General features: G+C 58.6%; 9 protein-coding genes, 1 tRNA gene, 1 rRNA gene and 1 pseudogene. 7 read left to right on the top strand and 5 right to left on the bottom strand.

The window, feature by feature from the left end:
• Nucleotides 1–447: 447 nt before the first annotated feature.
• The 3 genes from rrf to AGR1_RS29980 all read left to right on the top strand — a co-directional run bounded on the left by rrf (nucleotide 448) and on the right by AGR1_RS29980 (nucleotide 1,189).
• Nucleotides 448–562 (top strand): 5S ribosomal RNA (rrf, locus tag AGR1_RS24105).
• 240 nt (nucleotides 563–802) lie between these two features.
• Nucleotides 803–879 (top strand) — tRNA-Met (locus AGR1_RS24100).
• A 43-nt stretch (nucleotides 880–922) separates the two neighbouring features.
• The gene (locus tag AGR1_RS29980; RefSeq protein WP_246669717.1) at nucleotides 923–1,189 is read left to right on the top strand and encodes a hypothetical protein; all 267 of its coding nucleotides are present in this window, start codon (nucleotides 923–925) and stop codon (nucleotides 1,187–1,189) included.
• A gap of 216 nt (nucleotides 1,190–1,405) precedes the next feature.
• Here AGR1_RS29980 and AGR1_RS29975 read toward each other — a convergent pair.
• Together AGR1_RS29975 and AGR1_RS24090 are read right to left on the bottom strand one after the other, a co-directional pair.
• Nucleotides 1,406–2,491 (bottom strand): annotated as a pseudogene (locus tag AGR1_RS29975) (recombinase family protein); the annotation flags it as partial.
• Nucleotides 2,492–2,507: 16 nt separating this feature from the next.
• Entirely contained in the window at nucleotides 2,508–2,717 is a 210-nt protein-coding gene (locus AGR1_RS24090) for a hypothetical protein (protein WP_149148493.1), read from the bottom strand.
• Between the two features lie 273 nt (nucleotides 2,718–2,990).
• Between AGR1_RS24090 and AGR1_RS24085 the strand changes: the two genes are divergently transcribed.
• The 3 genes from AGR1_RS24085 to AGR1_RS24075 are packed head-to-tail and all read left to right on the top strand — an operon-like array spanning nucleotide 2,991 to nucleotide 4,654.
• Complete coding sequence (locus AGR1_RS24085) at nucleotides 2,991–3,290, top strand: DUF1778 domain-containing protein (RefSeq protein ID WP_149148492.1); 300 nt, start codon at nucleotides 2,991–2,993, stop codon at nucleotides 3,288–3,290.
• 3 nt (nucleotides 3,291–3,293) lie between these two features.
• Nucleotides 3,294–3,806 (top strand): GNAT family N-acetyltransferase, encoded by a 513-nt coding sequence (locus AGR1_RS24080; RefSeq protein WP_125270088.1) that lies wholly within the window; start codon nucleotides 3,294–3,296, stop codon nucleotides 3,804–3,806.
• On the top strand, nucleotides 3,803–4,654 hold the full coding sequence (locus tag AGR1_RS24075; RefSeq protein WP_149148491.1) for a hypothetical protein: 852 nt from the start codon (nucleotides 3,803–3,805) through the stop codon (nucleotides 4,652–4,654). Before AGR1_RS24080 ends, AGR1_RS24075 begins: the two co-directional genes overlap by 4 nt.
• Before the next feature lie 4 nt (nucleotides 4,655–4,658).
• Here the strand turns inward: AGR1_RS24075 and AGR1_RS24070 are convergent, their stop codons facing one another.
• The 3 genes from AGR1_RS24070 to AGR1_RS24065 are packed head-to-tail and all read right to left on the bottom strand — an operon-like array spanning nucleotide 4,659 to nucleotide 8,488.
• Entirely contained in the window at nucleotides 4,659–6,428 is a 1,770-nt protein-coding gene (locus AGR1_RS24070; protein ID WP_149148490.1) for a UvrD-helicase domain-containing protein, read from the bottom strand.
• Nucleotides 6,421–7,113: a TOPRIM nucleotidyl transferase/hydrolase domain-containing protein gene (locus tag AGR1_RS29800; RefSeq protein WP_210248746.1), complete on the bottom strand. Its 693-nt coding sequence runs from the start codon at nucleotides 7,111–7,113 to the stop codon at nucleotides 6,421–6,423. The genes AGR1_RS24070 and AGR1_RS29800 overlap by 8 nt, the downstream gene beginning before the upstream one ends.
• Complete coding sequence (locus tag AGR1_RS24065; RefSeq protein WP_210248745.1) at nucleotides 7,103–8,488, bottom strand: ATP-binding protein; 1,386 nt, start codon at nucleotides 8,486–8,488, stop codon at nucleotides 7,103–7,105. Before AGR1_RS24065 ends, AGR1_RS29800 begins: the two co-directional genes overlap by 11 nt.
• 316 nt (nucleotides 8,489–8,804) lie before the next feature.
• On the opposite strand from AGR1_RS24065, the gene AGR1_RS24060 reads away from it, so the two are divergent.
• Nucleotides 8,805–9,998 carry a DUF932 domain-containing protein gene (locus AGR1_RS24060; protein WP_149148489.1) on the top strand — a complete coding sequence of 398 codons (1,194 nt, stop codon included), beginning with the start codon at nucleotides 8,805–8,807 and terminating at the stop codon, nucleotides 9,996–9,998.
• Nucleotides 9,999–10,076: the final 78 nt, after the last annotated feature.

The raw sequence follows: 10,076 nt of genomic DNA, 5'->3' as shown, positions 1-10,076 counted from the left end.
GTGTGGAAGCACAGCAATGTGTGAAGCTTACCGTTACTAATAGCTCGATCGACTTCTTCGTTCCCATTGTTCATGCTCATCGAAGATGAGCATTATTCTTCTGTCCTGACGCCCGATGGGCTCCGGACGGGCCGCGCCACAAGGCGTGACGACCTCTGGTCTGTATGGCTGCCTCGCTCGCTGTCGAGCAAAGGTAGAATACGGACAGGTCAAGAAAAGACGTGTAAATTAAAACGAAGCGCAAGCTTCCCAGCTTCTCGAAACAACAGTTTCCATGTGAAAACATGAACTAGGTTGCTTTGGTCACATGGTCCCTCATACATGAGGTGTCCGTATGGCCCATTGGCGTCCCCCGTGAGCGACAAGCAAACGGGATAAGGCATGCCAATCCAGAAAAGAACAACATATGTTCATGCTACCGCATGAACATATGTTGCGTTTTGCCGACCTGGTGGTTATCGCGGGGCGGCCGCACCCGTTCCCATTCCGAACACGGCCGTGAAACGCCCCAGCGCCAATGGTACTTCGTCTCAAGACGCGGGAGAGTAGGTCGCTGCCAGGTCTGCAAAACGCAACTCAAAATCTTCTCATTCACAACCTTCGGCCCAGCCGACAAAAAGGGCCGCTACATGCGGCCTTTTGTCATTCAAGGCAAAGATTTAAAGGCAATAAAAATGGCGTACAAAATGAGGTGCGCCCCTTAAAGGAGATAAATTGCTCCGCAATTTACTCCGCCAGAGTTCCGTCGTCGCTAAAGCAACGACGCAGACGCGACATTCGGCTTCGCCGAATGCGCTGGTAACGCGGGGTGGAGCAGCCCGGTAGCTCGTCAGGCTCATAACCTGAAGGCCGCAGGTTCAAATCCTGCCCCCGCAACCATCTTTACTTGCGACCCCGCTGCACCAGCCGCGGGGTTTTTGCTTTGTGTGGCAATAGTCAGGATGCCGGCCAGATCGCCGCGGACATCGATCTCCACCTTGCCGTCCACCGGCGTCAGCACGATATCTTCGACCAGCGAGCGGATGACGTTCGCCGCCTCAACGCGCTTTTCCTCGCAATCATCCCGAAGCGTCTCGTAAAGCTGCTGAATGCGTTTGCGGTATTGCTGCGCCATGGCTGGATGGAGAAGGGGAGGTGGCTCCTCGGCCGTCGACAGGAAGGCGTTCAGTTCGGCTTTGCGTGTCCGTAGCTTGTCGCCACGCTCCTTCACGTCTTCCACGGAAAAGGCGTCCTTCAGGTAAAGGTCCATGAGCTTCTGGACCTCTCGTTCGATCTTCTCGATCTCGGCTTGCGCGGCGGCGATATTGGCCCGGCTCTCCATGCGCAGGCGATTGGTCTCCTGCGTGTAGGCGTCGCAGAATTCGGCAAAGATCGCCGGGTCGAGCATCCGGTTGCGCAGCGCGTTAAGCACGCGCGATTCCAATTCGTCGCGGCGGATATTGACGCGGTTCTCGCAGGTGCCCTTGTTGCGGGCTGTTGAGCAGCCGATCAGCGTGGCCGAGATGGCTGAATAGCCACCGCCGCAGCACGCGCACTTGGTCAGTCCGGAAAAGAGGTATTTGGGACGGCGGCGATAGTTGATGGCCGCGACGTCGGCATGGCCGCTTGCGTTCCGATCGATCCTGTTCTCTCCCTGTCGGGCTTTGACCGCCTGCCAAAGTTCGTCATCGATGATGCGCAGTTCCGGTGCTTCCTGAATGACCCATTCGGATTCCGGGTTGGGCCGGGCTTGCCTCTTGCCGCTATCCGGGTCCTTGACGAAACGTTGGCGGTTCCAGACGATCTTGCCGACATACATCTCGTTGTTGAGAATGCCATTGCCGCGCTTGGGATTGCCGTTAATCGTGCTGAAGCCCCAATCGCCGCCGGTAGGGGCAGGGACGCCTTCCTTGTTCAGAGCGACAGCTATGATCTTGGCCGATTTGCCGGCAGCGTAGTCGCGGAAGATGCGGTGGACGACCTCGGCCTGCGCTTCGTTGATGGTCCGGTCGCCGCGGATCGGCTCGCCATTGCTGTCGAATTTCTTGACCACGTCATAACCGTAGGCGTTACCACCTCCGGATTTTCCTGCTTCGACACGGCCGCGTTGCCCACGGCGCGTCTTGTCGGCGAGATCCTTGAGGAACAGGGCGTTCATCGTCCCCTTGAGGCCTACATGCAGGTGCGAGACCTCACCCTCAGACAGAGTGAAGATCTTCACGTCGGAATAGGACATCCGCTTGAACAGGCCGGCAATGTCCTCCTGATCGCGCGACAGGCGATCCATCGCTTCGGCCAAGATCAGGTCGAACCGACCACGCGTGGCATCGGCGATCAGCGCCTGGATGCCGGGGCGGAGCAGCGATGAACCAGAGATCGCGTGGTCGGTGTATTCCTCAGCGACCTGCCAGCCCTGTTTCTCGGCATGAAGCCGGCACAGCCGGAGCTGGTCGGCGATCGAGGCGTCACGCTGATTGTCGGAGGAATAACGGGCATAGAGGGCGACTTTCAAATCAGGCCTCCTGTCATCAGGAGCCGTTCGGTCCCCGCGTGTTCATTTGCGCCGCGAAGTTCTGGCGAGCCAGTCGCTGTCCGAGCAACCGGGCAAGCTGGACGAGGCGCGGGTCGGGGTCGCCGCGCGGCGTGAAGGTCAGTTCCGGCGCGTCGGGAAGCATCGCTTCGCGCAACTCCTTGCGCTCGCGCTGTGATACCTCTGATTTGCGTCCTTGTTGGGCCATGCCCCGGAGGATTGGCGCCAGTGGCTCTATAAGCAACTGAAATCAAAGGTGAATATTTGGCGGCGTTTGGAGTGCTTAGGCGCGAGGAGGAGCATTGCAGCGTACCGTTGGCGGCGCTGGCATAGCGAAATAACCTGCGAACATCCCCTAAAACCTGCTCTTGGCCCATGCGATTGCTCCCGCAGCTATTCTCGGAACGCTTCTCGACGAGCTTGAGGATATCGTATTGCAATTGGCGATACAAGCGATTAACTTGCTCGCAAGGAGATCATTATGGCTAGCACCATCGAACGCAAGGAATACCCCATCTCGATGCGCCTGCCGGAGGCGGACGTCGCAATAATCGACCGCGCCGCAAACCTCCGCGGTCGTTCGCGTACCGATTTCGTGCGCGACGCCGCCGTGCGCGCGGCCGAGGAGGTCGTCATGGAGCAGGGACTCATCCGCATGAGCCCTGAGGGCTTTGCCGACTTCATGGATGTCCTGTCCCGTCCGGGTGCGTCCGTTCCCGAGATGGTGGAACTGGCGAAGCGGCCGGCACCTTGGGAATCTGGCTACGTCGCAAAGCGGTGAGCCGTGACGCTGTCGGCTCCTGAACCGCTTTCTGCCGAGCATGACGTTTCCGCATTCTCCTGCGGCAAACCTACGCTTGATCACTGGTTGAAGACGCGAGCCCTTTCCAATCAGGAAAAGGGCTTCACGGCGGTTCTTGTCGTCCACGAGGCCGGGCGCGTTGTCGGGTATTACGGCTTAGCGCCAACGGCCGTCGTTCCTTCGATCCTGCCGCGCTCGATCCGCACGGGCCAGCCGCCCGATCCCGTTCCCTGTTTGCTTCTTGGCCAACTCGCTACCGATACGGAGTGGGCGGGGCAAGGCATTGGCACAGGTCTGGTAAAACACGCACTCCAGCGCTGCGTTGAAGCCGCAGCGTTGATCGGGGGGCGGGCCTTGATGGTCAACGCCGTCGATGAAGGGGCGGCGGAATTTTGGCGGCGGCGAGGGTTCATGGCGTCCAAAGATGACCATCTCGTGCTGTTTCGCTCGCTCGGTGATGTCGCTGTCTCCCTTGCTGAAGGGACAGTCCGTTGAGCGATCCGGCGGCGCAAAAAGACGGCAGGATGGATGAGAAGGTTGATGACTTTCTCGCTGCAAAATTCGCTGAATATCGAGCGCTCCTGCGCAATACCTCGCCTTGCATCTCTTTCATGCCATATGGTTGGTTTCGCGCGCCTCAAACCATCCAGCTGGATGCCGAATTTGGATTGCAGCAAATGGCCTATCGAGATTTGGCCGATGAGGCCGCGCGAGACCTCGCCAATGGAATCAATCATCTGATCGGCGTAACGACAAGGCTCGAAGCATTGCAAAAGGTGCTGGTCGGTTTGGATCTTCACCAAAAGAACGAGATCCTCCACGAGTTCGTGCAGGATTTGGCCACGATGGCGCTTCTTAGCCCGTACACGTTAAAGGCCAGGTTCTATTTCGCAGTTGCGCATTTATCCCATCAAGCAAATGTAGTCCGTCTGCGCGACGAATGGACGGATGATTTTTCTACGCTGCCCGAGGACTGGGCCATCAACGAAGAATGGGCGTCAAAATTGACAAAGTCTTGGCGTGGATGGCGTGCCTTGATCCGGGCGCTCAACAAGGTGGACGACGGCAATTTCAAAACCAGGACGGAGGAGTTTCGAAGCAAGCACACGCATCGCTTCACGCCACGCATCGAGCTCGGTATAACGCAAATGGTCAAACGAGAGCGTATCCCCGATCAATCCCGTCCGCGCTACGGCATCGGCGGTAGCCTGCCACTCACGCTCGATATGCTTATTCCGGCATTGAACGAGCAGTGCATTCGCTTGGGCGAATGCTACAGCGCCTTTGAAAAACTTGTTGAGGAGCAGAGCAGGGCGCTTTTCTCAAACGTCCATGATGACTGACCTGTCACTGCGCCGCCGGCGGCGGTGGATCAGCCGGCAGCGCGACGACGTTTTCCGCACCGAACCATTCGTTGAGTTTCGCCATCGCGTTTGCGCTTAGAATTTGCGTGAACAACAGAGCCAGTCGAACCTTCGGGCGTGAACAAGCAACGTAGAAGAGGTTGCGATTGTTCTCGAAAAACTCTTGCTTGTCAGCGGGCGGGCCGTCATCGATCCATTCAAGGGTCTGGGCGAAATTGTACTTGTTCCACCCGCGCCCGACGATCACAAGCACGTTCTCGAATTCTGCTCCCTTCACGCCATGCTTGGTCGCGAAAGGTGTGTGTCCGTCAATGAAACGATCCAAGGCGATCAATTCAGCATATGGGACGGCTCGCAGCTTGCGAAGCTGCGTGACGCGGCGAGACTCTCCCTCAACAGGCTCAGCGCCGACCTCGGCGAGCTTCGCTTCGCGTTCCTCGACTGCCGCCGGCAGCCGCATGTGGGGTTGAGTCGCGATGAAATCGATCACGTCGCCGATCGATCCGGCCTGCCGCAGCGCGAACAGCGCATTCATCCCTTCAGTCCAAGCGACCTTGTCCTGGTGCTGACGGATCCGCGGCATCGCCGCCCCGAACGCCTCGAACATTGCACCATAACGCTTGTCTTCAAACGCGGCACAGGCCGGCTCAAGCTGATCCGCGAGAAACTTGATGTGGGGATCGTCCTTCTTTAGCCATGGATCGTTGAACTGACCGTAGATGCTCCGAATGCCCTCATAACCTTGTTCGCGCGCCAGGATGCTGTGACTGAGCATCAGGATTTTCGTTTTTTCGACAGAAAGGTCCCATCCTTCCGCAGCCAATCGATCCTTAACGTACTCAAAATAGGCCCGAGCCGCCTCCGGGCTGGTATCGCCTGTCCAGTGACCTCCACCTTGTCCGGTTCGACGTTGTCCCGGCCAGTTGTTGGTATGAAATAGACGGGCTTCGCCTGGAGCCGCGGGATCGCTGACCATCTGTGGCAGGTCAGGACGCATGCGGTTCAACACTTGTACGATCGGGTCGACAGAGCGGAAGTTTGCCTTCTTGTCGATAACCTCCAGCGCCTGGTGTTCGACCAGGCCGCATCCCTCTCCGTAGATCTTCTGCCAATGGTCGCCGAAAAGGCCGATCAACGGGCCTTCGCCGCGGTCAAGGAACCATGCCTTCAGCGCATCGACGAAGCCTGCGTCTGTATCCTGGTACTCGTCGATGAGCAGAATGGGGTATCGAGAAGTCAGCACCCGGCGAAATTTTGGGCGCTCCATCGCCTGTATCATCAGCGACAGCACATCTTCGTGGCGGAGCGAGACCTGATCGCCGGTGACGCCGGGATAGCCAAGCTCATAGTGCACACGGCGTTCGCCGATACCACCAGCTTCGGCAAGCCGCTCGTCCCAGCTTGGCAATCCCGGCACGAGTTCTCGCAACGTCGGCTGGAAGTCCTGGAGGATCGACCAGCAGAAACCATGAACGGTTTCTGGTCTCACGGCCGGATGCGCGTGCGTCCGGGAGATGATCTCGTCTTTGGCGACATTGGTATAGGTGATACAGCCGACCTGCTGGCGATGTCGCAGCAAAGTCGTGCCGCGATTGTCAATCAGCCTGCGGAGCGCCTTTTCAAGAGAATAGGTCTTTCCGGCTCCGGCGCCTGCCTCGAGACGGAAACTACGGCCCTCATCCAGACATGCGAACATGCGCTCAAGAGCAATGCGACCGGCGGCATCCGCAGGACTCTCATGTCCTTCAGCCATGCTCGCCTCCCTGTATCGCATCGATCTCCACGCCGGCGGCTTCTGCGAGGATCTCGATGGCTACCGCCTCCGGCGGCGCCACAGGCGACGGATTGCCCTGCGCCAGCCATCTCAACCCTTCGGCAATATAGCGGGGAACATTCCACTCGGTGTTCGTGATCGCGTATTCGAGTGCAAAGGCAGACTTCTTCTGTTCCGCCGCAAGCTCATAAGCGGCGGTTGCCGTATCTCCCTCATCGAGCGGGAAAAGTACGGGGTTTGCGAGGATGAAGGCATCTTCGAAGCTGCGACCACATGGAGCGCCATCGTCTTCCGGAATCTGGTAGGCGATGCGCCGACCGTTCGCAGTTTTTTCGTCCGGCGTCTTCGCGAGCAGTTCCGTTGGCGAGACGTTCTCGCCAAACAGCGCTTTCAGGCAGCCGTTGCTTGTAAACTCCCCTTGCGCGACAGGCACAGCCACGCGCTTGTTGTTCGCGTTGGGGCGAACGGCATCCATGTCAGTAACGATCAACGTGCGGAGTTCAAGAAATGTCAGTAGATCGAAGAAGCGATGGGCATAGGCTCCGCCGACCTCCATGACGGTCACATACTGACTGCCCAATTGCGGTTCTCCGGGAGCTGCCTTGTCTGTCTTACGGATCATCTCTGGTAGCAGCAGACGCTCGGATGTCCCCTCAATCAGCACGGCCTTGTCCGCAAAGAACAGGTCGCAACGCGTCAGCGTCAGATATTGATGCGCGGTCAGGCTCCGGAGCATCTCCCATGCCTCGACGCAGGTCCTTAATGTCGGATCTGCGTACCCCGTCCTCGTCTGCCATCGACAGAAAATAGCGCATGGACTCGAAGCGGGCTTCGTTCGCCATGTGCGGCGAATGTGTTGTAACTACAAACTGGACGGGCCAAGGCCGGTTCTCGTTCAACTGTGCAACGAAGGCATTCGTGATCTGATCAAGCTGCCGGATGAAGACATCTTGCATCTGGGGATGGAGATGTGCTTCCGGCTCTTCGATGAAGATCAGATGCACACCGGCGGCTGTCGGCGTAGCCTGATACTCCCGAAAGAAGCGCAAGAGCTGAAGCAGCATAAATACGAGATTGCGCACACCAAGGCCGTTGTAGGTCTCGGGAAGCGTTATCCCGTTTCTCCCGGCATATCGGACCCTGGTGTGATCGCTTAGCAGCTTTTCTACATCGAAGCTCGTCTCGGTGATAAGACCCGGATCGGCCAGCCCAGGGTAGCCGAACAGCTCGAAGGTGGGCAAAAGCGAAGTGAGCTTGACGTTGAAGTCGGCGTGCAGATCGCTCTGAATGTCCTCGACAGCGATTTTCAGTTGCTCGGCGGTGGCCCGTTTCGCAGAGTCTGTTGGATCATTGAGCGCTGATTGGAACAGCACCTCGACGACCTTGCCGAGCACATCGCGCTCGCGCTTTGTGTCGTCATCCAATCCACGCTGCGCATTGATAAAACCGCCCTGTATGATGGCGGTGAGCATTTTCGTTTCGACAGGTTTTCTGTTCGTCGGATCATTGGGGTCGACAGCTTCCAATGCCGAGTTGTAGGCGACCGTTACCCGACTCGCCAGAACGCGGAACAGCGCGGTGCGGGCCAACTCGATATCTTCTCCCGGAGCAGGCAGATCGGCGAAGAGCAAACCGGCCGCATTTGCGCGTGGTCCAAAGGTCAGGGTGAGGCGTGCATGTGAGCAATTCGGGTCGAGATCGATGATGCAATCACCCACAGGGCCGAGGTCCGCCGCATCGACATCATATGCAACATCAAGCGTTATCCGGATCGACGGAAGCATATCCAATACATCTGCTGCTTCCGCGCCGGCACTAAGTGCTGCGAAAGCATTCCAGAATTGCTCGTGGCAGCCTAGTGAAAAATCCTCCAGGCGAAAGCCGAGGTTCTTTTCTGAGAGAAGGCGGCGGAACAGCTCTGCGAGAGAGGTTTTGCCGCTGTTGTTTCGGCCAACGATAAGTGTTGTTCTGTCTTCGAGACCAAGTTCAACGTCACGCAGCAGGCGGAAGTTCTCGATCTTCACATTGCTCAGCTTCAACTTCCAACCCCCAAATCGAAATTCCCACCATTTTCCTCTGTCTTCACATGCTTGCGCAGCTTGTGGCAGCCTAGCCTTAACGTAGACGATTCACAGGATCGTTCCCCGTTCAATCATGCACCTGGGTCCTCAGGCATGAAATCTCTTGTGCATATCCTATGTGAAAGGTCTTCCGTGGCCGGCACTTCGTTGCCGGCGCACCCCTTCTGTGGGGAGGCCCGCAACGCCCCTTTAGAGTGAGAGTGCGGACCGGGTTTCCGTGACGGGTTGAGGGCTGGAGAAGAGGTCTCCGGCGCCCGTCATGGAGATTGGTCCCATGAATATGCAGGTGCCGGATGGCCGAGGTGACGCAGGCGGTGGCTATAAGGTCGATGTCAACCGCGGCGAGCGCATCGGGCGGGTGTCGTCCGAATGGTTCTCGCGCCCGCCGGACGAGCGTTATCTCTCGCTCAACGAACTGGCGCGCTCCGTGCGAGACCGGGCAGAGCGCAGCCGGACCCGAGCGGTGGAAAGCGCGCTCATCCACGTGGAGGCGAACCGCAGCGACCCCGAACGGCTCTCCCTGATCCTGCCGGGCTCGGATACGCCGGTCGCTCCGACGCACTGGAGCTTCGGCCAATTGGCGAGCCAAGTCGCCGCTCCGGCCGCCTATCTCCGCCAGCTTCCGGCGGCGCTTGCAGGGATCAACTTGCAATACGGCCTGACGTCCAATCGTGCCGAGCAGATCAAGACGCTCGAAACCGACGATGGCCGTGTTGAGCTTCGCGCCGTCACCGGCCCGGACTACGGCCGAATCTACGACTTCGAGCTGGTCGAGGCCGTGCAGCGTATTGCCGGCAACGGCACCGGAGATACCCGCTGGAAGGTGCCGGGTGTCCTCGACTGGTTGACCGGGATCTACAATCCGCGCGTCGACATCACAAAGGACACGACGACGCTCTATGCGAGCGACCGCGACGTCTTCCTCTTCCTCGTCGATGATCTGAACCCCATCGAAGCCGGGCGCCTTCCGGACGGCTCTCCCGATCTCTACTTCCGCGGCTTCTATTGCTGGAATTCGGAAGTCGGGGCGAAGACCCTCGGCATGGCGAGTTTTTATCTGCGCGCGGTGTGCCAGAATCGAAACTTGTGGGGCGTGGAGGATTTCGAGGAAATCACCATCCGACATTCCAAATATGCGGCCTCGCGCTTTGCCCACGAGGCGGCTCCGGCGCTGCTGAACTTCGCCAACTCCTCGCCCGCGCCCTTCATCAACGGCATCAAAGCCGCCCGCGAGCGGATCGTGGCGAAGAGCGACGAGGATCGCACTGAGTTTCTGCGCAAGAGAGGATTCTCCAAAGCCGAGACCGGCAGGATAATCGACGCGGTGCTGGCGGAGGAAGGCCGTCCGCCCGCGAGCATCTTCGATTTCGTGCAAGGCATCACCGCCGTCGCACGCGACAAACCCCATCAGGATGCCCGCCTCGACATGGAGGCGAAAGCCAAGAGGCTGCTCGATCGAGCGGCCTGACAACCGTCAAGCCGGGATTGCGGATTTCCGTATTTTCCGGCTTTGCGCGTTCGTGCCTTTCCGTTTCGCAGATTTCGT

Origin of the sequence: Agrobacterium sp. B1(2019), assembly GCF_008274755.1 — a bacterium.
GTDB lineage: Bacteria > Pseudomonadota > Alphaproteobacteria > Rhizobiales > Rhizobiaceae > Agrobacterium > Agrobacterium salinitolerans.
This window is presented reverse-complemented; position numbering and strand designations above follow the sequence as displayed.

Excerpts from the sequence above, each read along its gene's own strand:
- AGR1_RS24090 (WP_149148493.1), bottom strand. The coding sequence starts at position 2,717 with ATGGCCCAACAAGGACGCAAATCAGAGGTATCACAGCGCGAGCGCAAG.
- AGR1_RS24085 (WP_149148492.1), top strand. The coding sequence starts at position 2,991 with ATGGCTAGCACCATCGAACGCAAGGAATACCCCATCTCGATGCGCCTG.
- AGR1_RS24070 (WP_149148490.1), bottom strand. The coding sequence starts at position 6,428 with ATGGCTGAAGGACATGAGAGTCCTGCGGATGCCGCCGGTCGCATTGCT.
- AGR1_RS24060 (WP_149148489.1), top strand. The coding sequence starts at position 8,805 with ATGAATATGCAGGTGCCGGATGGCCGAGGTGACGCAGGCGGTGGCTAT.